Annotated in this window: 20 protein-coding genes; 15 read left to right on the top strand and 5 right to left on the bottom strand. The window is 71.2% G+C overall.

Going from position 1 to position 25,740, the window contains the following annotated elements; genetic code table 11:
• The first annotated feature begins 241 nt into the window (after positions 1-241).
• The 3 genes from J4N02_RS01120 (at position 242) to J4N02_RS01110 (ending at position 4,544) form a co-directional block, all read left to right on the top strand.
• Complete coding sequence (locus J4N02_RS01120; protein WP_188334830.1) at positions 242-2,830, top strand: AAA family ATPase; 2,589 nt, start codon at positions 242-244, stop codon at positions 2,828-2,830.
• Positions 2,831-2,939: 109 nt separating this feature from the next.
• Positions 2,940-3,593: an endonuclease/exonuclease/phosphatase family protein gene (locus tag J4N02_RS01115; RefSeq protein ID WP_188334873.1), complete on the top strand. Its 654-nt coding sequence runs from the start codon at positions 2,940-2,942 to the stop codon at positions 3,591-3,593.
• A 639-nt stretch (positions 3,594-4,232) separates the two neighbouring features.
• Positions 4,233-4,544: a hypothetical protein gene (locus tag J4N02_RS01110; RefSeq protein WP_188333703.1), complete on the top strand. Its 312-nt coding sequence runs from the start codon at positions 4,233-4,235 to the stop codon at positions 4,542-4,544.
• Between the two features lie 64 nt (positions 4,545-4,608).
• Here J4N02_RS01110 and J4N02_RS01105 read toward each other — a convergent pair whose 3' ends face one another.
• The 4 genes from J4N02_RS01105 to J4N02_RS01090 all read right to left on the bottom strand — a co-directional run bounded on the left by J4N02_RS01105 (position 4,609) and on the right by J4N02_RS01090 (position 8,561).
• Complete coding sequence (locus tag J4N02_RS01105; RefSeq protein WP_188333704.1) at positions 4,609-5,658, bottom strand: winged helix DNA-binding domain-containing protein; 1,050 nt, start codon at positions 5,656-5,658, stop codon at positions 4,609-4,611.
• A 221-nt stretch (positions 5,659-5,879) separates the two neighbouring features.
• A complete protein-coding gene (gene nagA, locus J4N02_RS01100) occupies positions 5,880-7,037 on the bottom strand; it encodes an N-acetylglucosamine-6-phosphate deacetylase (protein WP_243760837.1) in 1,158 nt (385 codons plus the stop codon).
• Between the two features lie 5 nt (positions 7,038-7,042).
• Positions 7,043-7,837 carry a glucosamine-6-phosphate deaminase gene (nagB, locus tag J4N02_RS01095; protein WP_188333705.1) on the bottom strand — a complete coding sequence of 265 codons (795 nt, stop codon included), beginning with the start codon at positions 7,835-7,837 and terminating at the stop codon, positions 7,043-7,045.
• A 19-nt stretch (positions 7,838-7,856) separates the two neighbouring features.
• Positions 7,857-8,561, bottom strand: a complete 705-nt coding sequence (locus tag J4N02_RS01090) for a FadR/GntR family transcriptional regulator (protein ID WP_188333706.1) — start codon at positions 8,559-8,561, stop codon at positions 7,857-7,859.
• Between the two features lie 79 nt (positions 8,562-8,640).
• On the opposite strand from J4N02_RS01090, the gene J4N02_RS01085 reads away from it, so the two are divergent.
• The 11 genes from J4N02_RS01085 (at position 8,641) to J4N02_RS01035 (ending at position 19,922) form a co-directional block, all read left to right on the top strand.
• Positions 8,641-10,266: an ABC transporter substrate-binding protein gene (locus tag J4N02_RS01085; protein ID WP_188333707.1), complete on the top strand. Its 1,626-nt coding sequence runs from the start codon at positions 8,641-8,643 to the stop codon at positions 10,264-10,266.
• Between the two features lie 157 nt (positions 10,267-10,423).
• Positions 10,424-11,389 (top strand): ABC transporter permease, encoded by a 966-nt coding sequence (locus tag J4N02_RS01080; protein ID WP_182817935.1) that lies wholly within the window; start codon positions 10,424-10,426, stop codon positions 11,387-11,389.
• The gene (locus J4N02_RS01075; protein WP_188333708.1) at positions 11,389-13,467 is read left to right on the top strand and encodes a dipeptide/oligopeptide/nickel ABC transporter permease/ATP-binding protein; all 2,079 of its coding nucleotides are present in this window, start codon (positions 11,389-11,391) and stop codon (positions 13,465-13,467) included. The genes J4N02_RS01080 and J4N02_RS01075 overlap by 1 nt, the downstream gene beginning before the upstream one ends.
• Entirely contained in the window at positions 13,464-14,375 is a 912-nt protein-coding gene (locus tag J4N02_RS01070) for an ABC transporter ATP-binding protein (protein WP_188333709.1), read from the top strand. The genes J4N02_RS01075 and J4N02_RS01070 overlap by 4 nt, the downstream gene beginning before the upstream one ends.
• An 8-nt stretch (positions 14,376-14,383) precedes the next feature.
• Positions 14,384-15,301: a dihydrodipicolinate synthase family protein gene (locus J4N02_RS01065; RefSeq protein ID WP_188333710.1), complete on the top strand. Its 918-nt coding sequence runs from the start codon at positions 14,384-14,386 to the stop codon at positions 15,299-15,301.
• Complete coding sequence (locus J4N02_RS01060) at positions 15,298-16,272, top strand: ROK family protein (RefSeq protein ID WP_182817929.1); 975 nt, start codon at positions 15,298-15,300, stop codon at positions 16,270-16,272. The genes J4N02_RS01065 and J4N02_RS01060 overlap by 4 nt, the downstream gene beginning before the upstream one ends.
• On the top strand, positions 16,272-16,958 hold the full coding sequence (locus J4N02_RS01055) for an N-acetylmannosamine-6-phosphate 2-epimerase (RefSeq protein ID WP_188333711.1): 687 nt from the start codon (positions 16,272-16,274) through the stop codon (positions 16,956-16,958). Before J4N02_RS01060 ends, J4N02_RS01055 begins: the two co-directional genes overlap by 1 nt.
• A 4-nt stretch (positions 16,959-16,962) precedes the next feature.
• Positions 16,963-18,054 (top strand): exo-alpha-sialidase, encoded by a 1,092-nt coding sequence (locus J4N02_RS01050; RefSeq protein ID WP_182817926.1) that lies wholly within the window; start codon positions 16,963-16,965, stop codon positions 18,052-18,054.
• A gap of 73 nt (positions 18,055-18,127) precedes the next feature.
• Complete coding sequence (locus J4N02_RS01045) at positions 18,128-18,619, top strand: hypothetical protein (RefSeq protein ID WP_182817924.1); 492 nt, start codon at positions 18,128-18,130, stop codon at positions 18,617-18,619.
• Between the two features lie 30 nt (positions 18,620-18,649).
• Positions 18,650-18,928, top strand: coding sequence for a pyrophosphorylase (locus tag J4N02_RS01040; protein WP_182817923.1), 279 nt, complete (start codon positions 18,650-18,652; stop codon positions 18,926-18,928).
• A 112-nt stretch (positions 18,929-19,040) separates the two neighbouring features.
• Positions 19,041-19,922 (top strand): mechanosensitive ion channel family protein, encoded by an 882-nt coding sequence (locus J4N02_RS01035; protein ID WP_188333712.1) that lies wholly within the window; start codon positions 19,041-19,043, stop codon positions 19,920-19,922.
• Between the two features lie 18 nt (positions 19,923-19,940).
• On the opposite strand, the gene J4N02_RS01030 is transcribed toward J4N02_RS01035, so the two are convergent.
• Positions 19,941-20,171, bottom strand: a complete 231-nt coding sequence (locus J4N02_RS01030; RefSeq protein WP_188333713.1) for a hypothetical protein — start codon at positions 20,169-20,171, stop codon at positions 19,941-19,943.
• 196 nt (positions 20,172-20,367) lie between these two features.
• Between J4N02_RS01030 and J4N02_RS01025 the strand changes: the two genes are divergently transcribed.
• Positions 20,368-25,740, top strand: a complete 5,373-nt coding sequence (locus J4N02_RS01025) for a DUF6531 domain-containing protein (RefSeq protein ID WP_223202472.1) — start codon at positions 20,368-20,370, stop codon at positions 25,738-25,740.

Genomic DNA, 25,740 nt, shown 5'->3' with positions numbered 1-25,740 from the left:
GCGTGAGGCGTTTACCGGTTTGCCCCCCGTCGGTGTCCTGCTGTGCGTCCAGCGGGGGCGAATCAGGCCGTCAGCTTGGGGTCAGATCGACATGACATAGCCAACGCGCGGTCCGCGCCACCGCGAAGGGTCGGGGACATTTTCCGGAGGAGCCCTTAATGTTATAGGTGCTCTAGGTCTGATCAGGGGCCGAGACTACCAAGATGGAGAGTCTGACAGTTCACGGTATAGGTTGGCGGGCATGCTTGATGAATCGACCGCAGTGGGGGGCGATCCCCAGGAAGGAGTGGCACCCGACCCTCGGGAGGTGCTCGCAGCGTGGGCGAACGAGCAGGACGAGTGGGTTAGGGCGATCGTCCGGCAAGTCCTCAACTCCGGACGCGCTCTGCCGGCGGCAGCTCTCGACGCGGCGCACTCCCTCTTCCGGCAGGAGAAGGGGATTGATGAGCGCACGCTCCCCTCAGAGGCACCGCTTGCGGTTGACCTTACGGAAGAAGACGCCGCGCTTCCACTGGCCGTTACCAAGCTTTCGGAGGTGACAGGGGTCAACGCAATCGTACCCGGTTCCGTTATCGAGCCGCACGCAGGAATGACCATCCTGTTCGGCGAGAACGGCACTGGCAAGACGGGCTATTCGCGGATCTTCAAGGCACTTGCCGGTAGCCGCACCGCCGACACGATCCTTGGGAACGTTGCGGCCGAAGAAGTGGTGGCTCAGACTGCCAAGGTCGAGTACACCCTCGGTCCCGACGCAAAGGTCCTGGAGTGGACGGGTGAACAGGGAGTCTCCCCGTTCACCCGTATGTCTATCTTTGACAGCCCTTCGGTGAATTTTCACGTCGACGACGACTTGGAGTACGTCTATGTGCCGACGGTGCTCTCGTTGTTCAACCATGTGAACGCCGCGTTGAAGGGCGTCCATGACCGGGTCGACGTGACGATTCGGGAGCTCGCATCTGGCTCTACGACTCTCCTGAGCCGCTTTCCGAGAGAGTCGACTATCTACCCGTTCGTGGAGACGTTAGGGGCCTCAACCGACCTCGCGGCGCTCCACGCCCGCGCCGACCGGGGGAGCGACGTCGATCAGCGGATCGACTTCCTGCGTCGCGCGGTTGCTGCGCTCGAAGCGGACACGCTCTCGACGCAGATCGCAGAACGCGTGCGGGCTGAGCGAGTGCAGCGTCAGGCGAGCAAGGCTGCCGCCACCCTCGAAGCGCTGGACGTGGAGAAGCTCAACTCGCTGCATGCGCGGTTGGTTGAGTTGCAGCAGGACTACCGCACGTTCCGAACGGAGCTCTTCGCGGCCGCTGACCTTCCGGCAGACCCTGACGAGACGTGGGATGCATTCGTAACAGCGGGCGAGGGGTACCGCGCCCACCTCGAGGTGTTGGGTGTTCACGACTCGGAGAGGTGTCTCTACTGCCGTCAGCAACTATCCGACCCAGCCAAGGCGCTCGTTGCGAAGTACGGCGAGTATCTATCGGACAAGATCAGCTTGGACATCGCAGAGACCCACGAGAGCATCAATGTCCTAACCCGGCCGATACTCGCCGTCACCGCGCCCGACGTAACGACCTTCCTCGCCGAGCACCAGGACCAGGAGGAGAAGCCTGGCGCTTACGCCGACGTCTCAGCCATCCAAGAGGCCGTTGTTTCGCTGAGTGCTGCGATACGAGCGGAAGATTCGATCGACACCTCCCTTGTCGAGGACGTGCCCACCGTAAGGGCTGCCCTGGATGCCTCCCTCGTGCTTCTCACCGACGAGATCGCTGATCTGAGGACGCAGTCCGAGAACCGGTCCGACGCCCTCAAGGAGAAGAAGAACGAGCTGGCTGAGTTGATCGCGGCAGGGGAGTTGGGCAAGTCCTGGCCGACGATTCAGGCACAAGTCGAGCGCGCCAAGGAGGCCGATCGGCTTCGGATGCTGGCCGGCAGGTTCACCGCCTTGGGCCGCTCGGTGACTGAACTCGCCAAGGCCGCCAGCGATCAACTCGTCAACCACAGCTTCGAGGTGCTGTTCACCGAGGAGTGCATGGCTCTCCGTGCGCCGGAGCTCAGGATCGAATTCGTCGGCCGCCAAGGGCGCGCTCACCGACGCAAGACCTTTGGCGGACGACACAAGCCGTCGAAGATTCTCTCCGAGGGAGAGCAGAAGGTGTTGGCGCTCGCGGACTTCCTCGCCGAGGCGCGGCTCTCAGGGATCACAGCACCCGTCATCTTCGACGACCCGGTCTCCAGTCTCGACCACCGTCGCATCAACGAGGTTGCGAGACGGATCGCAAGCCTCGCTGACCACAACCAAGTCATCGTCTTCACGCACGACATCTTCTTTGCGGCGACGCTGCTGTCGTTGTTCGAGACATCGAAGCGCTGCACGTACTTCCAGATCACTGACGACGATGGCAAGGGCCAAGTCACCAGGGCCTCCGGCCCGCGTTGGGACTCCCTCGGCAACCTCAGGGCCAACATCAACAAGACCATCGAGGCCGCGCGGGCGGTTGAGGGCGAAGCGCGGGCGGCCTTGGTCCGAGAAGGCTACGACTGGATCAGGTCATGGTGTGAGGTGTTCACCGAGGTGGAGTTGTTAGCTGGGGTCTCTCAGCGATACCAGCCGAACATCCGGATGACTACCTTGGCCAACATCAAGGCGGGCGCCCTACCAGCCGCGAGCGAGGTTGTTGTGCGGATCTTTGAAGACGCCTGCGGCTTCATCGCAGGGCATTCGCAGCCCCTCGTGACTCTAGGCGTTTCTCCGACCCTCCCGGGACTCGAGATTCACTGGAAGGAACTTCAAGAGGCTCGGTCCGCATACCTGGCCGCGCAAAGCTGATGAGGCCCGCAGCGTGGGGCAACACTGCCCCACGCAACGCTCCCTCATGCCGCCGATGGCTCATTGTGCGCTCACCGCCGAGCGGCGGGCTGTCGGGCAGGATGACGGGGTGCGCGTCGGGACGTGGAATCTGGAGGGCCGCTGGAGCGAGGCCCATCGTGAGTTGCTGGCTGCCCAGGAGTGTGATGTGTGGCTGCTCACCGAGGTGCGCGACGACACATCCTTGCCGGGGTTCGGGTCGCACTTCACCGTCGCCAGGATGGGCGAACGAAGGCACTGGGCGGGTGTCTTCTCCCGCAGCCGGATCGAGCCGTTACCGGACCCGCACCCGGCCAGTGCTGCCGCCGTCGTGATGGGGTGGGTGTGGTGCAACAGCGTCCTTCCGTGGCGCACCTGCGGGACCGAGCCCTGGGGAGAAGGCACCACCAGCGAGAAGACCTCCCGGGCACTCGAGCAACTGATGGCTGGGCTACCCGTCGGCGCCCTGGTGTGGGGCGGCGACTGGAATCACGCCATGGAGGGCCGCGAATACGCCGGCAGTCTCGCTGGCAGGACCGCGATCAGGAGCGTGCTCGCTGACCGCCAGTTGCAGCTGGTCACGCGGGGTTTGCCGCACTGCATTCCGGGCTTGTTCACGATCGACCACATCGCTGTCCCGAAGGCGGCGGAGATCGTTGGCGTCACTCGGGTCGTCGCCGAGGGCCGGCGAGGCGATCGGCTGTCTGACCACGACGTCTACACCAGCGAATTGGCCCTCGGCTGAGCGCGCGCACATGCCGCTCGGAGGAACGTCTCAGCCGTCCCGGCGAGTTCGCCAAGCCAGTGCTGCCAGCAGGGCGGTTGTAGGAGTCCACGTCGCTCGCTCGGGCCAGGAAGGCGAGATGCCGTTCAGGACGGCACCCACACCCATCAGTGCGGTGATTCCGGTCAGGACATGGCGGCGCACCCTCAGCGGGGTGCGACGACTCACGATCGCGACAGAGAGTCCGCTGTAGAGGAGCGCGGCTCCTGCGCTCACGACCCTGAGGCGGCTGGGAAGCACGCCGATGTGAGCGCCGCCGTAGCTGGCTCGGCCCCAAGGGGTCCCGATCGCAAGGGCTGCTTGGAAGGCGGCCAGCCCTGCCAGCCCCACGGCCACTGCTCCACGCTCCACGGAGCGTCGCTGGTGCTCAGCACCCTGTCGCGTCTGCCTCGGCCCAGTCACACGGCCATCATGCCTCGGCCGGTCATGCCGCCGCGGGGGCGGAATGGCAGCCAGAGCTCGCGCGATCCGGTAGGTGTTGACCATGCAATTCCTCACGCCGACGACTCTCACCGGGCACCTTGTTTCCCTTGAACCGCTCGATGACGTGCACATCGAGGGACTGCGCGCCGCAGTGCAGGACGGCCACATCAACGACCTGTGGTACGCCCCGATGCCCCCGACACCGCCGCCGAACGGGCACGTCGGGTCGCGGTACTCCAGTTCGTCGAGAGCACCTTCGACCCCATCCCGTTCGGGGTCGAAGCAGCCCGGTGCTACGGCCTGATGTGCGCGGCCGTGCAGGCCAGCGGCCGAACGCCTCGCCGACGCATCGCCGAACTGATGATCGCAGCCACGGCAGCCAGCAACGGCCTGCCGCTCTACACGACGAACCCGAGCGACTACGAGGGACTCGACGGCATCGTCCACGTCGTGGCACTCCCCCGGCCGAGGACCGACGACTCCGAGTGAAGCCGTCCCCCAGACGCCGTGGAACTCAAGCCCGAACCGCACGTGTCCGAGCTTGTCGAGCCCGTCAGGAGGGCAGCGCGGGGAGCCGCTTGAGCACGGACGCCGCCGGCGCCTTGCCGAACGCCACGATCTCGACCGCCACGCCCTTGCGGGTGGGCTTCGTCCACGTGCCGACGGCGCGCCCGTCGACGACCAGCGTCGGCTTGAAGACCCCGTTGCGGCCGGGCACGACCAGGGCCTCCTGCTCGCGGGTCATCACGTACGACCGGTCGCCGTAGCCGAGGACGACCTCGTCGAACCCGGGCAGCAGGAACGGCCGGGCGGCGTCCTTGGCCAGACGTGCGTAGCGGTCGGGCAGGTCCGGGGCCAGCCAGAGTTCCTGGCCGTCGACCTCGATCGTGGTCAACCGGTCACGGACGGCCTCGACCGCGGGGGCGACGTCGCGGGCGAGCAGCTTCGTCCACCAGCGGAACTCGGCCACCGAGGCCGGGCCGTGGCTGGTGGCGTAGCGGAGCCACCATTCGGCGACGGCGTCGGTGCCCTCGAGCCGGCGGGGCGCGGTGATCCACTCCTGGGTGAGGACGAAGCGTTGCTGCGTGCCGTCGGTCGGCCCCAGACAGATCACCCCGTCGACCGCGAGGTGGAACAGCTGGTGGTAGCCTCGCCCGGCGTCCACCGGCAGGCCGGCCTCGGCCCATGCGGCCAGGACGTCGGCCCGGACGAGCCCTCCGCCGGCCAGCGCCTCGCGTGCCACCGCGGCGCTGCGGGCCAAGATGTCGTCGGTCAGGCCCAGCTCCGCACGCCGCTTGACCGTGCTGCGCTGCACCGCCGCGGCGGTGACGCCGAGCATCCAGCCCAGGTCCTCGGCGGCGACGGCGAACAGCGTGCCGCGCATCGGCCAGCTGCGCACGATGGTGCCCGCGTCGTAGGCGGCCCGCACGCCGACGAGCGTGCGCTCACGCGTACGCAGGGCGATGGACGCCGTGGAGCCCGGGTAGTCCTGCGCCTGCGTGCAGCCGAGGTGCCGGACCACCTCCGCGGCGTCCCCGATCGGCTCGACGAGCCCGTGGGCGATGAGCCGCATGCGGGCCACGTCGGCGGTCGTGAACGTCATGCGCCCAGTCTGGCCGACCTCGGTGCGGCCCGGTACCCGCGGGAGGCTCGTTCGTCCAGCCCCACCCCACCTCCTGCGAGACAAACTCACTCACGTGAGTGGAGCAGACACGGCATGCGGGCCACAAGCGCCCCTCAGCCACGCACGTGAGTGAGTCCGTCGGCAGGACGGGACCACCGATCAGCCGGGCGGAGCCAGCCGGACGCCCACGCCTCGTCCAGTCAGACCCAGTCGCCCCGGAAGAGCACCTTCTCGACCGACCAATCGGGGCCGAACACCACCGCGTCGGCGAGGGCGCCGGGGGTGAACTCGCCCACGGCGTCCAGGTCGAGGTAGCGGGCGGGGTTGAGCGTGGCGGCCCGGAGGGCCACCTCGGGGGTGACGCCCGCCTCGATGGCGACCTGCACCCCGCGCGAGAGCACGAGGGTGGAGCCGGCGATGGTGTCGGTGCCAGCGATCCGCGCGACGCCGGAGTCGACGACCACGGGGAGGTCGCCGAGCAGGTAGTCCCCGTCGTGGCAGCCGGCCGCGGCCATGGCGTCCGTCACGAGGACGACGCGGTCGGAGACCGACATGACCCACGCCGCCAACTCGGGGCGCAGGTGGACGCCGTCGACGATCAGCTCGCACCAGACGCGCTGGTCGTCGAGCAGGGCGAGGATCGGGCCGGGCTCGCGGTGGTGCAGGCCCGGCATGGCGTTGAACAGGTGGGTGGCGCCGGTCACGCCGGCCTCGATCGCGGCGACCGCCTGGTCGTAGGTGCAGTCCGAGTGGCCCAGCGCCGCGACCACGCCGCGCTCGGCCATGAGCCTGACGGACTCCAGGGCACCCGGCTTCTCGACGGCGATGGTGACCATCTTCACGGCGCCGCCGCCGGCGTCCAGCAGCCCGCGGACCTCGTCGACCAGCGGGTCGCGCAGCTTGTCGACCGGGTGGGCGCCCTTGTACTTCTCGGCCAGCCACGGGCCCTCGAGGTGGATGCCGGCCAGCGACCCGTCGCGGACGCGCTCGGCGAGCAGGCGGACCTGGCGCTCCAGTTCGTCCAGCGACTGGGTGACGGTCGAGGCGACCATCGTCGTGGTGCCGTGGACGCGGTGGGTGGCGAGCACGGCGTCCGGGTCCTCGCCGAACGCGAAGCCGCCGCCGCCGTGGCTGTGCACGTCGACGAGGCCGGGCGCGAGCGTGACGTCGCCGAGGTCGACGACCTCGATCGGGGCTGTCGACGCAGAAGGCCGGGGCTGTCGGCGGACAACACCGGGGCTGTCGGCGGGGGTGGGGGCCTCCCCCACGTCGACCACGCGATCGCCGTCGAGCAGGAGCTCACCGGGGGCGAGCATCTCCGACCCGGTGAAGACGCGGTCGGCGCGGAGGAGGAGCACGGCGATCAGTCCTGTCCGAAGCCCTGCCAGGCGGGCTTGTTGGCGTAGGCCCAGCGGTAGTACTCGTGGTTGGCGAGCTTGGAGGCCGCGGCCTCGTCGACGACGATCGTCGCGTACTGGTGGGTCTGCAGGATCGAACCGGGGCAGCTGGCCGAAACGGGGCCCTCGACCATGGCGGCAACGGCGTCCGCCTTGCTCGCGCCCTGCGCGACGAGGACCACCTCGGCGGCGTCCAGGATCGTGCCCAGACCCTGGGTGAGGCAGTGCACCGGCACCTGGTCGAGGGAGTCGAAGAAGCGGGCGTTGTCCGCGCGGGTCTTCGGTGTGAGGGTCTTGATCCGCGTGCGGGAGGACAGCGACGACGACGGCTCGTTGAAGCCGATGTGGCCGTTGGCGCCGATGCCGAGGATCTGGATGTCCACGCCTCCGGCGTCCCGGATGGCCAGCTCGTACCGCTCGCAGGCCTCCTCGATGTCGTCGGCGCGCCCGTCCGGCACGCGCACCCGGGCGGGGTCGAGGCCCAGCGGCTCGGTCACGGTGCGGCGGATCACCTCAGCGTACGACTCGGGGTGCCCCTCGGGGAGCCCGACGTACTCATCGAGGGCGAACGCCGAGGCGCCCGACAGGTCGACCTTGCCCGCGGACACCAGCGCCGCGAGGTCGCGGTACAGGGCGAGCGGGGAGGACCCGGTGGCCACGCCGAGAACGACGTCGGGGCCGACGCGCCAGCACACCTGGGCGACGGTCTCGGCGGCGACACGGGCGACCTCGTCGCCGTCGGGGCAGATGATGATTTCCATGGAGTGAATCCTTACCGGGTCAGGACGCCCACGAGGTGAGCATGCGCAGGATGGGTTCGTAATGGGCGTGGACGGCGTCCTGGTACTCGGGCAGATCGCCGGCGAGGGCGGCATCGAGCATGCGCTCGTGCGCCAGCGCGGTGGCGTTCAGCTCGCGCTGCGGGGCGGCGCCGAGCGAGGGGCCGACGGTCATGTGGATGTCCCAGAAGGCGGCGACGAGCTGGCCGTAGAGGGCGTTGCCCAGGCGCTGGGCGAGCTGGAGGTGGAAGATCCGGTCCTCCTCGGGGAACGGCTCGTTGCGGGCCGCGCGCTCCTTCATCTGCTCCACGCACGCGCGCAGGTCGTCCGCGTCGCCGTGGGAGAGCCGCTCGACGATCTGGGGCGCGAGGCTCATGTCGAGCCCCGTCCGCACCTCCACGATCTCGCGCAGCATGGCGTTCTCGTCGCCGGGCATCAGGACGCCGCGGAACACCATCCCCTCCACCAGCGGCCGCAGCGACAGCTTGCCCACGAAGGTGCCGGTGCCGTGGCGCACCTCGAGGATGTCGAGTGCCACCAGGGTGCGGACGGCCTCGCGGATGCTGGAGCGCGAGACGCCGAGTTCCTCGACGAGGACGGCCTCGGTCGGCATCGGATCGCCGGGCTTCAGGCCCCTGGCCAGGATCAGGTCCTTGATCCCCTGCACCGTGACGTTCGTCCCGTCACGGTAACGATCGGGCTTCATTGCTTGCTCCCTCGACGTTGGACCTGCCTATAATGGCACAACGTCAGACATCCGACGTCCGACATCTAGGAGAACTTCAATGGAGAACCTGCCCGGCACGACTCGCCGCGGATTCCTTCGTCTCGTCGGCGCGATGGGCGCCGCCGCCACGCTGACCGGCACGCTCGCCGCCTGCGGCACGACGCCGGCGCAGACCGCCGCCCCGACCACGGGTGGCTCGGCCGCCCCCACCGCAGGCACCGCCGGCACCGGCGAAAAGATCACCGCCGCCATCAGCTACCAGCTCGGCACCAACGGCTACGACCCGATGACCACGTCGTCGGCTCTCACTCTGGCCGCCAACTGGCACACCATGGAGGGCCTGACCGAGATCCACCCGGCCACCCGCGAGGTGTACGCCGCCCTCGGTGCGGACCTGCCCAAGAAGGTCGACGACACCACCTACGAGGTCAGCCTGCGTGACGGCGCCGTGTTCCACGACGGCTCCCCGGTCACCACCGACGACGTCGAGTTCTCCTTCGCCCGCGTCCTCGACCCGGCCAACAAGAGCCTGTACGCCACCTTCATCGCCTTCGTCGACTCCGTCACCAAGAAGGACGACACGACGGTCACCGTGAAGCTGAAGTACCCCTTCTCGCTGGTCGCCGAGCGCCTCTCGGTGGTCAAGATCGTCCCCAAGGCCGCGGTCGAGGCGGACGCCAAGGCGTTCGACCTCAACCCGATCGGCTCGGGCCCGTACAAGATGACCGACAACGGTGCGGCCTCCCAGAAGCTGGTCTTCGAGAAGTTCGACACCTACACGGGCCAGTACCCGGCGCGGGTGAAGACCATGGAGTGGCAGGTCATCCCCGACGACTCCACCCGCACCAACGCGCTGACCTCGGACTCCGTCCAGGCCATCGACTCCGTCCCGGCCGCGAACCTGGCCACGCTGGCGTCCACCAAGTCGGTCGCCGCCGTGCAGGGCTTCGGTCTGCTGTTCGCGATGTTCAACTGCGGCACGGGCCCGATGGCCGAGGTCAAGAACCGCCAGGCCGTCATGGCCGCGCTGGACTACGACAAGATCTGCAAGGTCGGCATGTCCGACCTCGCGACCCCGTCGACGTCCTTCGTGCACAAGGAGCACCCCGCCTACAAGGAGGCCGCGTCCCAGTGGGTCGGCAAGGCCGACCAGGCGAAGGCGCTGCTGGCCGAGACCGGCCTCAAGGAGGTCCGCCTCCTCGCGTCGAACCACGGCTGGTTCGCCGCCGTGCGCCCGATGATCAAGGAGTCCCTGGAGGCCGTCGGCCTGACCGTGAACTACGAGGAGAAGGCCTCCTCCGACGTCTACGGCACCATCGACGGCAAGCCCGAGTCGTTCGACATCGTCATCGCCCCCGGCGACCCCTCGGTCTTCGGGGACGACGCCGACCTGCTGCTCCGCTGGTGGTACGCCGGCGACACCTGGACCGACTCCCGGATGCACTGGAAGGGCCAGGAGTCCTACATCAAGGTGCAGGAGCTGCTCGAGACGGCCGCGGCCGCCACGGGTGACGCCCAGAAGGCCGCGTGGCACGAGATCTTCGACGTGGTGGCGGAGAACGTGCCGCTCTACCCGATCTTCCACCGCAAGTCCCCCACCGCGTTCGACCCGGAGACCCTGATCGACTTCAAGCCGATCGCGGTCACCGGCCTGTCGTTCGTCGGCGTCGGCTCCACCAAGTGATCCGCTGAGGGGGCGCCGCCCGCGCGGCGCCCCCTCACACCCCACCTCACCCCCACCCCACACCGCCCCAGGTGTGATTCATCCGGGTCGACGGCGACCCGTTGGCGTTGCCGCCGTCGCCCTCGATGAGTCCCCCCTTCGCTAGGAGCGATCCACCGTGTCCAACCTGTTCCGCCTGCTCGGACGCCGCCTGCTGGCGATGCCGATCATGGTCCTGGGCGTGACGTTGCTGGTCTTCTTCGTGATGTCGCTGTCCACGGCCGACCCGGCCCGCCTGGCTCTGGGCGAGTCCGCCTCACTCGAGGCGCTGGAGGCCTACCGCGTCGCCAACGGCCTCGACGATCCCGTGCTCGTCCGCCTCGGCCGCTACCTCGCCATGCTGGTGCAGGGCGACCTCGGCCAGTCGTTCACCGGCGTCCCGATCACGCAGATGGTCGCCGAGAGCTTCCCGATCACGCTGCAGCTGACGTTCATCGGCCTGATCATCGCCGTCGTGTTCGCGCTGGTGCTCGGCGTCGTCGCCGCCCTCTACCGCGACCAGTGGCCCGACCAGGTGATCCGCGTCCTGTCGATCGCCGGCCTCGCCACCCCGTCCTTCTGGTTGGCGTTGCTGCTGATCCAGGCGTTCTCCACCGTCCCCGGCGGCACCGGCACCTTCCCGGCGCTGGTCAACGACTGGATCCCGTTCAGCCAGGACCCGGCCGGCTACGTCAACCAGATCGCGCTGCCCGCCATCTCCCTGGCCATCCCGGTCGCCGGCTCGCTCACCCGCGTCGTCCGCACCGCCATGGTCGAGGAGCTCGACAAGGACTACGTCCGCACCGCCATCGGCGCCGGCATCCCCAAGCCCGTCGTGATCGCCCGCAACGTCCTGCGCAACGCGCTGATCACCCCGCTCACCGTGCTCGGCCTGCGCGTCGGCTACCTGATGGGTGGCGCCGTGGTCATCGAGATGATCTTCAACATCAAGGGCATGGGCCAGCTCATCTTCCAGGGCATCACCCGCAACGACGTGAACATCGTCCAGGGCGTGACGATCACCGTCGCCATCGCGTTCATCGTCATCAACCTGGTGGTCGACCTGCTGTACGTGCTGGTCAACCCCCGGATCAGGAGCATCTGATGCTGTCCGCCGACTCCCGCACCAAGCTGCAGCAGCCCGGCCTGCGGTTCCAGGGCTTCAAGACCCTGCCCATCGGCTCCAAAATCGCCGTCGTCGTGCTGTCCCTGATGGCCCTCGTCGCGATCTTCGCCCCCGTGGTCGCCCCCTACTCCCCCGACGCGACGAGCCTCGTGCCGGCCGACATGGTCGTCATGCAGGAGGTCGAGATCGCCGGCGTGGGCAAGACCGTCATCCCCGACAACTCGGTGCCCCCGAACTCGATGTTCTGGTTCGGCACGGACGACGGCGGCCGCGACATCTTCTCCCGCGCCGTCCACGGCACCCGCATCTCGCTCGTCGTCGGCCTCGCCGCCACCGGCCTGGCGCTCGTCGTCGCTGCCGTCCTCGGCTCGATCGCGGCGACGTCGCGCAAGTGGGTCTCCGAGGTGCTCATGCGCGTGCTCGACATCATCATGAGCTTCCCCGGCATCGCGCTGGCGGCCGTCCTGGTGCTCGCGCTCAGTTCGCGCCTGCCGATCCTGCCCGTGGTCATCATCGCCATCGCGCTGCTGTACGTGCCGCAGCTCACCCGCGTCGTCCGCGCCAACGTCCTGGCCCAGTTCGGCGAGGACTACGTCGCCGCCTCCCAGGTGATGGGTGCGCGCACGTGGTGGATCCTCGCCAAGCACGTCGCCCGCAACTGCATCGCGCCGATCCTCGTGTTCGCCACCGTGCTGGTCGCCGACGCGATCGTGTTCGAGGCTTCCCTGTCCTTCATCGGCGCCGGCATCACCTCGGTGAACACGCCCACGTGGGGGAACATGCTGAGCGAGGGCAAGATCCTGCTGCTGTCGGGCCACTGGTGGACGACCTTCTTCCCCGGCCTGCTCATCCTCATCACCACACTGAGCCTGAACGTGTTGTCCGAGGGCCTGACCGACTCGCTGGCCTCGCCGAAGATCAAGAAGCGCGTCAACGTCCAGGCCGACGAGGAGTCCATGAGCGGCGCCGGCACCGCCGCGGGCATCGCCGCCGCGCACGTCGCGCAGGCCGACACCCTGCAGCAGCGGCTGGGCTCCCTCAGGGCCGCCGAGCTGGCCCGCAACGACCGGCTCGTGCTGTCCGACGCGGACGCCGCGGCCGCGCCCCTGCTGGAGGTCAGGAACCTCTCGATCTCCTTCCCCAACGCCCACGGAGACGTCGAGATCGTCGACAACGTGTCCTTCGAGGTTCGCCCCGGCGAGACAATGGGCCTGGTCGGCGAGTCCGGCTGCGGCAAGTCGATCACGTCGATGGCGATCATGGGCCTGCTGCCCCCGACCGCGAAGCTGACCGGCGAGATCCTGTTCAACGGGGTCGACCTGCTCGAGCTCAGCCCCAAGGAGCACAACGCCCTGCGCGGCCACGAGATCGCGATGATCTACCAGGACGCCCTGAGCTCCCTCAACCCGTCGATGCTGATCAGCGCCCAGTTCAAGCAGCTGACCAGCCGCGGCGGCCAGCGCACCGCGCAGGAGCTGCTCGAGCTCGTCGGCCTCGACCCCGACCGCACGCTCAAGAGCTACCCGCACGAGCTGTCGGGCGGCCAGCGTCAGCGCGTCCTCATCGCCATGGCCCTGACCCGCAACCCGAAGCTGGTCATCGCCGACGAGCCGACCACGGCCCTCGACGTGACCGTGCAGAAGCAGGTCGTCGACCTGCTCAACGAGCTGCGCACCAAGCTGGGCTTCGCGATGGTGTTCGTGTCCCACGACCTCGCGCTCGTCGCGAGCGTCGCGCACCGGATCACCGTCATGTACGCCGGCCAGGTCGTCGAGACCGGCCCGACCCTCGAGCTGCTCACCGATCCGCGCCACGAGTACACCCGCGGCCTGCTGGGCGCGGTGCTGTCGATCGAGTCCGGCTCCGGCCGCCTGCACCAGGTGCCCGGCGTAGTGCCCAGCCCGCGCGAGTTCGTCCAGGGCGACCGGTTCGCCCCGCGCTCGTCGCACCCGACCGTCGGCCTCGACGTCCGGCCCGAGATGGTCGCCGTCTCCGAAACCGGGCACCGCTACGCGGCCCACCCCGACTCCGCCTACACCGAGGAGCCCCAGCGATGACCGACTCCGCACCGCTGTCCGGCACCGGGTTGCCCCCGGGCCACGCCGCCCTGTCCGTGCCGGCCGACGCCCCGTCGACCGCCCCGGAATCCGACGCCGACGTCCGCGCGCACACGCCGGTCGCCGGAGCGCCGACGCTGCAGCTCAAGGGCGTCCACGTGATCCACAGGACGCGCACCGGCGGGCTGTTCAAGCCCGGCACCGTGCACGCCGTGAACGACGTCGACTTCCAGGTCTCCCGCGGCGAGACCGTCGGCATCGTCGGCGAGTCGGGCTGTGGCAAGTCGACCCTGGCCCGCGTCCTGGTGGGCCTGCAGCGGCCCACGCAGGGCCAGGTGCTCTTCCGCGGGCGACCGCTCGGCTACGACGCGGCGTCCCGGCGCGAGCTGGGCCGCGCGGTGTCGGTCGTGTTCCAGGACCCGGCCACCGCGCTCAACCCGCGCATGCTCGTCCGCGAGCAGCTGATCGACCCGCTCAAGGTGCACGGCATCGGCACCGAGGACGAGCGCGAGGAGCGCGTCAAGCGCCTGCTCGGGCTGGTCGGCCTGCCGCTGTCGGCGCTCGACGTCCTGCCCCGCCAGATCTCGGGTGGCCAGCGCCAACGCGTCGCCATCGCCCGCGCCCTGGCCCTCGAGCCGGACATCATCGTCGCCGACGAGCCGACCTCGGCCCTCGACGTGTCGGTCCGCGCCCAGGTGCTCAACCTGCTGACCGACCTGAAGGACGAGCTCGGCCTCGGCATGGTCTTCATCAGCCACGACATCTCCACGGTCCGCTACGTCTCCGACCGCATGGCGGTGATGTTCGCCGGACAGGTCGTGGAGACCGGCCCCGCCGAGCAGCTCTTCAACAACCCCCAGCACGCCTACACGCGCACCCTCCTGGGTGCCGTCCCGTCCCTTCTGTGAGGAAAACCATGTCCATCCTCCGCGGCGTCGTCCCGCCCGTCCTGACCCCCTTCCACGCCGACGGGTCGCTCGACCTGGCCAGCCTCGACTCCCTCGTCGAGCACCTCATCGGCGGCGGCGTCCACGGCCTGTTCGTGCTCGGCAGCTCGGGTCAGGTGGCCTACCTGACCGACGCCGAGCGGGACACCGTGGTCGAGCACGTCATCGCCACGGCCGCCGGCCGCGTGCCCGTCATGGTCGGGACGCCCGACCTCACCGCCCGCCGCGTCCTCGACCACGCCCGCCGCGCCCAGGCCCTGGGCGCCAGCGCCGTCGTCGTCACCGCACCGCTGTACGCGCTGAACAACTCCGCCGAGATCGCCGACCACTTCCGGCTCGTCGCCGCCGGACTCGACATCCCCGTCATCGCCTACGACGTGCCCGTGCGTGGCCCGGCCAAGCTCGGCCGCGACATGCTCGTGCAACTCGGGCGCGAGGGCGTCATCGCGGGTGTCAAGGACTCCTCCGGCGACGACGTCGCCTTCCGCCGCCTCGTGGACGCCAACCGTGCGGCCGGCTCCCCGCTGTCGGTCTCGACCGGCCACGAGGTCATGTGCGACGGCATGTTCCTGCTGGGCGCCGACGGCTGCGTGCCGGGCCTGGCCAACGTCGACCCCGCCGGCTACGTGCGCCTGTTCGAGGCCGCCGAGCGCGGCGACTGGGAGGCCGCCCGCGCCGAGCAGGACCGCATCAACCGCCTCTTCGAGATCGCCTTCGTCCCTCAGGGCCGCTCCGGCGACGCCGGGGGCATCGGCGCCTTCAAGGCCGCCTGCGCGGCGCTCGGCGTGATCGCGTCCGGCACCATGCCCGCCCCGATCGAGGCCCTGTCGGCCGAGGAGGTCGCCGGCGTCGAGGCGATCGTGCGCGAGGCCGGCCTGCTGCGATGACCCCTGCGACCCCCCTCGCCATCGCCCTGGACGTCGGTGGCACCAAGATCGCCGCCGCGACCGTCGACGCCACCGGCGAGCTGGTCACGCCCACCTCCAAGGTGCCCACGCCCGCCCACGCGGGCGCCGGGGCGGTGCTGGACGCCCTCGCCGAGGCCGTCGCCGGACAGCTGGCCGGCCTCGACCCCGAACGCCTGGCCGGCATCGGGATCGGCACGGCCGGAGGCGTCGACACCACCACCGGCACCGTCGTGTCCTCCTCCGACACCTTCACCGCGTGGCTGGGCACCGACGTCGTGGCGGGACTGCGGGAGCGGCTGCCGTGGGCGAGGACGCTGCCGATCCACGTCCAGAACGACGTGGACGCCCACGCCGTGGGCGAGTCGTGGCGCGGCGCCGGAGCCGGGGCGGCGTCCATGCTGATGCTGGCCGTCGGCACCGGGATCGGCGCCGCGTTCTGCCTCGACGGGCAGGTGCTGCGGGGCGCGCACGCGATGGCCGGCGAGGTCGGCCGCCTGCGCTTCACCCCCGACGACGGCCTCGTGGTCCTGCCGGGCCAGGGCCCGCACTCGTTCGAGGACGAGGCCGCCGGGCCGGCCATCCTGAACGCCTACCTGGCCCTCGGCGGCAACGGTTCCGCGGCCCGTGGCCAGGACGTCGTGAAGCTGGCCGCCGACGGCGACCCGCTCGCAGACCGCGTCGTACGGCTGCTCGGGCGCCGGGTGGGCCGCGTGCTCAGCTGGCTGGTGCTCGTGCTCGACCCCGCGGTGGTCGTGCTGGGCGGCGGCGTCCCCAGGCCCTCGTCGGTCTGGTGGTCGGAGATGGAGGAAGAACTGCGCGCCGGGCTGCCCGACGCGCTCGCCGAGGTGCCCGTCGTCCGCGCCCGGCACCGCAACAACGCCGCGCTGCTGGGCGCGGCCCGGGACGTGTTCCGGCTCGCCGGCGTCCCGACCACGAGTGAGGAGCGTTGATGAACACAGTGCTGGACGCCCTCCGCGGCGGCCTGGTGGTGTCCTGCCAGGCCTACCCGGGGGAGCCGATGCTGGACCCGAACACCATGGCCCAGGTCGCGCAGGCGGTCGTGGCCGGCGGCGCCGTCGGCGTCCGCGGCAAGGGCCTGGACGACCTGCGCGCGATGCGCCCGGTCGTCGACGTCCCGATCATCGGCCTGGTCAAGGTCGGCGACACCGGCGTGTACATCACTCCGACGCTGGCCGACTGCCTCGAGGTCGCCGCCACGGGCTGCGAGGTCGTGGCGCTGGACGGCACCCGCCGCCCGCGGCCCGACGGGCTCACGCTGGCCGAGACCATCGTCGGCCTGCGCGCGGAGTACCCCGAGGTGCTGGTCATGGCCGACTGCGGCTCGGTCGACGACGCCGAGGCCGCGTTGGCGGCCGGCGCCGACATCCTGGGCACCACGCTGGCCGGCTACACCGGCGAGCGCGACACGACCGACGGCCCGGACTGGGAGGTCGTCGACGGCATGGTCGCCCTGGCGGCCGCCTCGGGCACCCCGGTGCTGGTCGAGGGCCGCGTGCACACCACCGCGCAGGCCGCCGAGGCCGTGCGCCGCGGCGCGTGGGCCGTCGTCGTCGGCACCGCCATCACCCACCCGACGTCGATCACCCGCTGGTTCGCCGAGGCCGTGCGAGGCTGAGGTCATGGACCTCATCACCTTGGCGCGCGCGGGCGACCCGTTCCCGGGATCGGCCTTCGACGCGCCCTGCCACCGCATCCCCGCCCTGGCCGTCACGGCGTCCGGGCGGGTGCTCGCGGCGTGGGACGTGCGCGCCGACTGGCGCGACCTGCCGGGTGACTTCGACATCGCGCTGCGCCACTCCGACGACCACGGCCGGACCTGGAGCGAGCCCCGCGCGCTGCGCCGGCACTCCCCCGGGCACGGCTACGGGGACGCGTCGCTGCTGGTCGACCCCGCCACCGGGCGCATCTTCTGCTGGTACGTCGGCTCGACCGGCCGGTCGTTCTTCTCCGCCGAGGAGGGGCCCGACGGCGAGGGCCTCGAGCTCTGGGTCTCGACCTCCGACGACGACGGGCTGACCTGGGCGCACTGCGCCATGACCCGACTGAAGCCCCGCGACGTCACCGGCATGTTCGCCTCCTCGGGCAACGGCTCGGTGGTCGGACGCCGGCTGCTGCAGCCGTTCGTCCTGCGCACCGCCGCCGGGGAGCACTTCGCGGCCACGGCCCACTCCGACGACCACGGGGACAGCTGGGCGCTCGGCGAACGCGTCGGCCCCGACTGCGACGAGAACAAGGTGCTCGGGCTACCCGACGGCAGCGTGCTGCTGCACGCCCGGGCCACCCCGCGGCGCCGGAGCACGCGCTCGACCGACGGCGGGGAGACGTTCTCCGCGCCGGTCCCCGACGCCGCGCTGGTCGACCCGGCCTGCAACGGCGGCCTCGCGCTGCTGCCGAGTTCCGACGGGCCGGTGGTGGTGGCGTCCACGTGCGACGACCCCGACGTGCGCACCCGGCTGTCGGTGCGCACCTCGACCGACCTCGGCCGCACCTGGTCGGCCCCGCTGCTGGTGGACGCCGGCGCCTCGGCCTACTCGGTGTGCGTGCCGCTGGCCGACGGTGCGCTGGGCCTGGCCTGGGAGGCCGGCGACTACGACGAGATCGTGTTCGCCCGGATCACCCTCGAGGAGCTGGGTCTCACGGGCGGAACCCCGACCCTGGTCGCCCGCGCCGGGCGTGCGGGGGCCGCGAAGCCGCCCGAAGTGGCTGGGTGATCCCAATGGCGAGCGCGGGGCCCCGACCGGCCACTAGCCTCGTCGCAGGTCACCGTGAGGACGAGGAGGCACCGTGACACACGCCGTCGTGGGCTCCCGCGGGCTGGGCATCCTCGTGCTCGCCTGCGGCGCCCTGTGGCTCGCCGGCTTCGCGGCGCTGGGCACGTCCCTGCCCCACCTCGCGGTCGGCGCCGGCTACACGCTGCTGGCCGCCGCCGTGCTCAGCCACCCCGGCCGCCTGGGTCGCGCCCTGCTCGGGCTCTACCTGTCCGCGGTCGTGCTGGTGTGGGCGGCCATCGTGCTGCCGAGCACCCGTGACCTCACGATCGCCGACTGGTTCGCGTGGGACCACGCGCTGGTCCTCGGCGTCTCGCTGCTGTGGGGCGGCTTCGTGTGGGCGGGCCTGCTGGCCTTCCCGTTCCTCATCGCGACCCTGCTCCCCCGGCGCTCCCCGTCGGGGGTGGGGAGCACTCCCCAAACCCTGTGGACAGCTGGGAATGGCCCCCGGCCCCCTGTTAGCGTGGAACACGTCGACCCACCCCGACAGCTTCCAGGACGTGGGTAACCCGACCGAAGAGCAACCAAGGAGACACACATGTCACGCGTTCTTTCCACCGAGCAGGCCAAGGCGGCCATCCGCGGCCTGATCTCCACCATCAACGGTGGCTTCAGCGAGCAGATCACCCAGCTCGACAACCACGGCCGCACCCTGTCCGACCCGAACAACTGGGACGGTCCGCTGGCCCAGCAGTTCCGCACCTCCACCTGGCCCGAGACGAAGGCCGCCCTCGACAAGGCCAAGACCGAGCTCGAGGAGCTGCAGATGCAGCTCGACAAGATCTCGCAGAACATCTTCTCGGCCGGTGGCGGCTGATCGGCGCCCACGCACCACACACCCCCGCGCGACGGCCGGGCACCCACACCGGGTGCCCGGCCGTCGCCGTCGCGTGGTCGGGACGGGGCACGAGAGCTGACAGAATGGGCGCATGACCCCGCTCGTCGTGTTCACCTGGCCCGAGTCGGCGATCTCGATCGGGGTCGTGCTGCTCGTCGCGATCGTGCTGCGGTTCGTCGTGCGCCGGGCGATCCGGACGGGGGTCGACGCCTCCATCGCCGTGGCGGACCGGCACCGCGCCTCCGAGTCCCGCGCCGACCGGATGCTGGGCCGCATCACCGGCACCACCGACGAGCGCCACCTCGCCCGCGTCAAGACGATGGGGTCGGTGCTCACCAACGCGGTCGACATCATCGTCGTCCTGCTGGTGCTGCTCACGGTGATGCGCGTCCTCGCGATCCCGCTCGAGCCGGTGCTGGCGGCGTCCGGCATCGGTGGCATCGCGCTCGCCTTCGGCGCGCAGTCCCTCATCAAGGACTACATCTCCGGCATGTTGATGATCTTCGAGGACCAGTTCGGCGTCGGCGACCTCATCGACACCGGCGAGGTCGTCGGCACGGTCGAGGAGGTCGGCCTACGCGTCACCCGCCTCCGGGACGCCGGGGGCCAGATCTGGTACGTCCGCAACGGCGAGATCCTGCGCATCGGCAACCAGTCGCAGGGCTGGTCGACCGGGACGGTGGACGTGCCGATCGCCTCCACCGAGGACCCGGCGCGCGCCATCGAGGTCCTGCGCGCGATGGTGAAGGACATGTACGCCGACGAGAAGTTCGCCGGCGTCCTGCTCGAGGAGCCCGACGTGGCCGGCGTCAACGAGGTGCGCGCAGGGACGACCACCATCCGCATCTTCGCCAAGACGGCACCGAACCAGCACTGGGGCGTGCAGCGCGAGCTGCTCGAGCGGGGCATCCAGACGCTGCACGCGGCCGGCATTCGCGGCCCCGTGGTCTTCCCGCCGGACGCCGCGCGCTGAGGCCGGCCGCCCCCCGGCCTACAGGAACTCGTTCGGGTCGAACTGGTCGATGGGGATGATCCGCAGGCGGGGCAGCCGCTCGTTGAACGCCTCGACGTGGTACTCGAGGTCGAAGAACTCCACGCCGCGCTCGAACAGCTCGCGCAGGCTGCCCGACAGGAACTCCTCGAAGCCGACGATGCCGACCCGGCGCCCGTCCACGAGCGGGGTGAGGGTCTCGACGAAGTCGCGGTCGTGGCTGGCGAGCACGACGTCCCGAGGGTGGCGTCGATGTTCTCGCCATCGACCAGGACGTACGTGCTGCGCTCCATGGTGCTCCTCTCACGCGGTGGGCCCAGCCTACGCACGGGGAGTGCTCCCCTGTGGATGGGGGCCGCCATGTCGGCCTCGCCTGTTACGTTGGACGAGCTTCGTCCACCCCCTGGAGGTCTCACCCGTGAGCATCATGCAGGGCATCGAGTCCGACGTCCGGTTCAACCACGTCGCCGCCTCGACGCTGGCCCGCCGCTGCCGCAACGCGGCCAACGCGATCGAGGGCCAGGCCACCTCGCGGTCCGGCTGGGTCGCCCACGCGCTGGCCGACTTCCTGGGCTACTACTCCGAGCTGTTCCGGGGCAACGGCCGGGTGCAGGCCTCAGACGCCCGCCTGCTGGTGGCCCGCCTGCGCGAGGTCGCCGAGGGGGCCGACCAGCTCGCCCGCGAGGCGCGCAGTGAGCAGGACCGGCGGGAGACCGCCCGCGCGTGGAAGCAGCGGCAGGACGAGCGGGGCTTCTGGGACCACGTGGCCGACTGGTTCACCGGCGGGGAGGATCCGCCAGTCGGCCCGGCCGCCCAGCCGGTCTCGCTGTCGTTCGCGCAGCCCGAGCAGGGCGTCCGCGATCCCCTGCAGGGCTCGGGCAGCACCGGCACCTCGTCGGCCCGGCCCGACCACCTGCGCACCTTCGCGTCCAACTCCCGGGGCGCCAACGACGACCTCGCCTCCTGGCCGGGCAACCTCCGCAGCGCCTACGACGACTTCACGGCCGGGTGCGGGTTCGGCAGCCTCGAGGCGTCCACGGTCTGGACCGGTTTCGACCGTTACCTGAGCGCCAACGGAGAGGACGTGCGCTGGGCCGACACCGTGGCGGCGGCCTTCGAGGCCGCGGGCAGCGACGGCCTCGTGACGACCTCCAACGCGGCGATCACGGCGTCGCTGGCGGCGGCCGGCGTGAACGCCGAGCGCACGCAGCTCACGATCGACCCGCCGCAGGCCTACGGCGCCCCGCCCACCACGGGGTACGCCAACGACCCGGTGAACACCGCGACGGGCAACTTCCTCGAGCCCGAGTGCGACCTGGGCTTCGCCGGCGGCAACGCCACCCTTCGGTTCGACCGCCTGTACAACTCGCTGCACCCCGGCGTGGGCGCGTTCGGCCCGGGCTGGTCCTCGGTGGCCGAGGCGGGTCTGGCCCTCGACGCCGAGGGTGCCCGCTGGCGGCACGCCGACGGCCGCGAGGTGCACTTCCCCCGGCAGGGTTCCGGCTGGGGTCGGGCGACCTCCGAGGCCTACTGGCTGGATGCCGCGGGCGACGGCCACGCGGTCACCGACAACGCCGGCGGGCGCTGGGAGTTCCTGGCCGGCGGGCAACTGGCCTGCTTCGAGCGCGGCCCGGGCACGCGGGTGGAGCTGGCGTGGGACGGCCTGCGCCTGCTCGGCCTGGCCCACGAGCGCGGCCGCTCGATCGCCGTCGAGTGGGCCGACGACCGCATCGCTGCGCTGGTGTCCTCCGACGGGCGCCGCGTGGACTACGGCTACGACGAGGCCGGCCGGCTGGTCGCGGTCTCGACCGATGGCGCGACCCGCCGCTACGGCTGGAACGCCGCCGGGCTGATCGAGAGCGTGACCGACGCCGACGGCGTGGCCGAGGCGGTCAACACCTACGACGAGCAGGGTCGCGTGGTCACCCAGGTCTCCCGCCACGGCCGCACCACGCGCTTCTCCTACCTCCCCGGCCGCGTCACCGTCGTCGCCGACACCGACGGGTCGCGGTCGAACACGTGGCTGCACGACGACAAGGGCCGCCTCGTGGGGGTCGTCGACGCCCACGACCAGCGCCAGTCGATGGCCTATGACGCCCACGGGCAGCTGGTGATGGCGACCGGGCGTGACGGGTCGGTCACGCTGGCCGAGTTCGACGCACGGGGCCGTCGCACCACGCAGGTGCTGCCGTCCGGCGCGCGGGTCGACACGGTCTACGACGAGGCCGACCGCCCCGTCGAGGTGGTCGTCGACAACGACGGCGACCTGGCCACCACGACCTACGCCTACGAGGGGACCGACCGGAACCCGAGCCGGATGGTCGACGCCGAGGGCGGCGTCACCACCCTGGCCTGGGACGGCAACCTGCTCACGGCGATCACCGACCCGGCCGGGGTCACCGTCACCCACACCTACGACGCCCACGGCGACCTGGTCGCCACGACCGACGCCGACGGCAACGCCGCCCGCCTCGAGCGTGACGACGCCGGTCGGGTGACCGCCGCGATCACCCCCTCGGGCCACCGCACGACCTTCTCCTACGACGCCCGGGGCGCCCTGGCCTCGAAGACCACCCCCGACGGCGCGGTGTGGGCCTACGAGTTCACCGCCGGCGGCCGCGCGACCGCGACGACCGACCCGTACGGCCACCGCACCACGATCGAGCGCGACGAGGCCGGCGAGGCCCACCGCACGACCGACCCGCTCGGCCGCACCGTGACCCGGGAGTTCGACGCGCTGGGCAACCTCGCCCGCGTCGAGCTGCCCGACGGCAGCGCCTGGGAGTACGCACACGACACCCTGTCCCGGCTGGTCGCGGTCACGTCCCCCGAGGGGGGCACGTGGCGGCAGGAGTACGACGTCAACGGCGGCCCGACGCGCACCACCGACCCGACCGACCACGTCGTGGAGTCCACGCGCTCCCCCGGGGGCGCGGTGAGCACCACGGTCGGCGACTCCACGGCGGTCGTGCGCACCGACACCCTGGGCCGCATCGTCTCGGTGCAGGCCCCCGACGGCGGCAGCCGGCTCACCCGCCACGACCGCTGCGGCCGTCCCGTCGAGTACGTCGACGCGCTCGGGCACGTGACCTCCCTGGAACGGGACATCGCGGGCCGCCTGGTCGGCCTGCGGCGTCCGGACGGCAGCACCACCCGGTACGCGTGGAACCGCTGCGGCCGCCTGCAGTCGGTCACCGACCCGCTGGGCGCCACGACCACCTTCACCTACACGGCCGACGGGCACCTGGCCACCGAGACCGATGCCACCGGCGCGGTCACCCGGTACGAGTACGACGCGCTGGGCCGCACCGTCGCCCGGACGGCGCCCGGCCTGGGCCGCTCCACGTGGACGTTCGACCTCGCGGGGCGCGTGGTCGGCCTGCGCGACCGCATGTGGGGCGCCCGCACCTTCCGGTACGACGCGGCCGGGCAGCTCGTCGAGGCCGTGAACGCCTTCGGCGGGGTCACCCGCTACCGCTACGACGACCTCGGCCGCGCGATCGAGGTGCAGGACCCGATGGGCGGCACCGTGCGCCGCAGCTGGACGCCCCTCGGCCAGATCGCCTCCGAGACCGACCCCCTGGGCCGGACCACGCGCGCGGGCTACGACGCCGCGGGCCGCCAGGTCTGGCAGGAGCAGCCGGACGGGCAGCGCCTGACCTGGGCCTACGACGGGACGGGCGCGATGACCGACCTCGCCGTCGACGGGGAGACGGTGACCCGCTTCACCCGGGCGGCCGACGGGCGTCGCCTGACCGCGGCCACGGCCGACGGCGAGGTCTCCCTGGTGTGGGACGCCGCGGGCCGGCTCGTCGAGCGCGCCCGCGACGGCCGCTCGCTGCGGTGGTCGTGGGACGACAACGGGCGCTGCGTCGGGGTGACCACGCCAGCGGGCACCAGCACGCGGTACGAACGGGACGCCGCGGGCCGGGTCACCGCCATCGACGCCGACGGCATCGGCAGGGTCGAGTTCGTCCACGACGCCGCGGGCCGCCTCGTCCGGGCCTCGTCCGCCGGCACCACCCAGGAGTGGGAGCACCGCGACGGCTCCGTGGCACGCCACCACCTGACCGAGGCGGGCGTGCGGTCCACCACCGAGCTGATGTGGGACGGCGACGGTCGCCTGAGCGGGGTCGTCCGCGATGGTCGGGCCGAGCACTTCGACCACGACGCCGCCGGCCAGCTCGTGGCCCGAACCGGTGCCGGTGTCGAGGAGCGCTGGGCGTACGACGCCCTGGGTCGCGTGGCCTCCCGCTCCGACGCGTCGGGCGAGGTGCACCTCGAGCACGACGCCGCCGGCCAGCTCACGCGCACGACCTCGCCGGCCGGCACCACCACCTACACCTACGACGAGCTGGGCCGCCGCACGGCCGAGGAAGGGCCCCAGGGTCGCACCACCTTCGCGTGGCACGCCCGCGGCTGGCTCTCCGCGATGGCGGGCCCGGCGGGGACGACGACCCTCCTCGTGGACGCCCTCGGCGAGCTCGCCCGGGTCGACGACGCGGAGGTGTTCTGGGACTCGATCGACCCCCAGCGCCCCGCGGTCGAGGTTGCGGACCAGCCGGTCGTCGTCGGGCCGGGCGTCATGGGCTCGACCGGCGGCTGGTCCCCGGTCGGCTGGCGCCAGCGGTCGGACGCGAACGGCCCCTGGTCCTCCCCCACGGGGCTGGACGTCGCCGGGGTCGGCCTGCTCGCCTCGGGCGGGCTCACGGTGGCCGGTCTCGAGTGGCTGGGGCAGCGCGCCTACGACCCTGCCACCCAGGGGTTCCTGTCCGTCGACCCCCTCGTCGGTATCGCCGGCGCCGGGTGGGCGCACAACCCCTACAGCTACGCCGGCAACGACCCGCTGCACGCGCTCGACCCGAGCGGTCGGCGTCCGGTCACCGATGCCGAACTGCAGGCGTACCGCGACGCCAACCAGGGCTTCCTCGCCGCGGCCGGCGACTGGGTGTCGGACAACTGGGAGTACCTCGCCGGCGGTGCGATGGTGATCGCAGGCGGTGTCCTCGTCGCCACCGGCGCCGGAGGCCCCCTCGGCATGATGCTCATCGGGGCCGGCGCCGACACCATCATCCAGAAGGCGACCACCGGCGAGGTCAAGTGGGACCAGGTGGCCGTCTCGGCAGCACTCGGTGCGGTCGGTGGCCTGGGGGCGACAGCCCTGATGGCACGGACGAGCATGAGCGGCCTGCGCGCCACCGTCGCAATCGGCGCCGGCTCGGGCGCCTTCGAGGGCTTCGGCATGGGCGGGTACCGCTACATGACGGGCCCCGGCCCCCACAGTGTGGGCGGCTTCTTCATGGCCGCGGGCTCCGAGGGGCTCATGGGCGGGGTCCTCGGTGGGGGAGGCGCAGCAGCCGGCCACGCGATCCAGGACGTGGCGGGCAACATCCTGGGCCGCAGCTTCGCCGCGGACGGGACCGTGCTCTCCGGTCACGGGGGCATCCCCGGCACCCCGGTCCAGCACATCCCCCAGATCGGGATCCCCCACAACCACATGGTCGTGCCCGAGGGTGTCCGGATCCGGATGTACGGGGCCGAGGGCGACACGATCCTCGACAGCCTGGGCAACCAGATCGAATGGCAGATGCGCTGGCCGTTCCGGCCCAAGCCCGTCGATGTCTACGGGCCCGGGGACGTCATCCCAGAGCACGTGCTCTACCCGCCCATAAATCCGAAACTGAACATCGAGAACAACCCCGTCACGGTGTCCACCGCGACGTCCCTGGCCGACCTGATCACCCCCAATGGGGGTACGTACGACTGGGCGGCGTGCCGCAACTACCCCCTGCTGCCCTGA

Source organism: Propioniciclava sp. MC1595, from assembly GCF_017569205.1.
Classification (GTDB): domain Bacteria; phylum Actinomycetota; class Actinomycetes; order Propionibacteriales; family Propionibacteriaceae; genus Propioniciclava.
This window is presented reverse-complemented; position numbering and strand designations above follow the sequence as displayed.

What these genes read in the sequence shown, in the direction of transcription:
- J4N02_RS01120 (WP_188334830.1), top strand. Translation starts at nt 242, where the DNA reads ATGCTTGATGAATCGACCGCAGTGGGGGGCGATCCCCAGGAAGGAGTG.
- J4N02_RS01105 (WP_188333704.1), bottom strand. Translation starts at nt 5,658, where the DNA reads ATGACGTTCACGACCGCCGACGTGGCCCGCATGCGGCTCATCGCCCAC.
- nagB (WP_188333705.1), bottom strand. Translation starts at nt 7,837, where the DNA reads ATGGAAATCATCATCTGCCCCGACGGCGACGAGGTCGCCCGTGTCGCC.
- J4N02_RS01090 (WP_188333706.1), bottom strand. Translation starts at nt 8,561, where the DNA reads ATGAAGCCCGATCGTTACCGTGACGGGACGAACGTCACGGTGCAGGGG.
- J4N02_RS01085 (WP_188333707.1), top strand. Translation starts at nt 8,641, where the DNA reads ATGGAGAACCTGCCCGGCACGACTCGCCGCGGATTCCTTCGTCTCGTC.
- J4N02_RS01075 (WP_188333708.1), top strand. Translation starts at nt 11,389, where the DNA reads ATGCTGTCCGCCGACTCCCGCACCAAGCTGCAGCAGCCCGGCCTGCGG.
- J4N02_RS01070 (WP_188333709.1), top strand. Translation starts at nt 13,464, where the DNA reads ATGACCGACTCCGCACCGCTGTCCGGCACCGGGTTGCCCCCGGGCCAC.
- J4N02_RS01065 (WP_188333710.1), top strand. Translation starts at nt 14,384, where the DNA reads ATGTCCATCCTCCGCGGCGTCGTCCCGCCCGTCCTGACCCCCTTCCAC.
- J4N02_RS01060 (WP_182817929.1), top strand. Translation starts at nt 15,298, where the DNA reads ATGACCCCTGCGACCCCCCTCGCCATCGCCCTGGACGTCGGTGGCACC.
- J4N02_RS01055 (WP_188333711.1), top strand. Translation starts at nt 16,272, where the DNA reads ATGAACACAGTGCTGGACGCCCTCCGCGGCGGCCTGGTGGTGTCCTGC.
- J4N02_RS01050 (WP_182817926.1), top strand. Translation starts at nt 16,963, where the DNA reads ATGGACCTCATCACCTTGGCGCGCGCGGGCGACCCGTTCCCGGGATCG.
- J4N02_RS01040 (WP_182817923.1), top strand. Translation starts at nt 18,650, where the DNA reads ATGTCACGCGTTCTTTCCACCGAGCAGGCCAAGGCGGCCATCCGCGGC.
- J4N02_RS01035 (WP_188333712.1), top strand. Translation starts at nt 19,041, where the DNA reads ATGACCCCGCTCGTCGTGTTCACCTGGCCCGAGTCGGCGATCTCGATC.
- J4N02_RS01025 (WP_223202472.1), top strand. Translation starts at nt 20,368, where the DNA reads ATGCAGGGCATCGAGTCCGACGTCCGGTTCAACCACGTCGCCGCCTCG.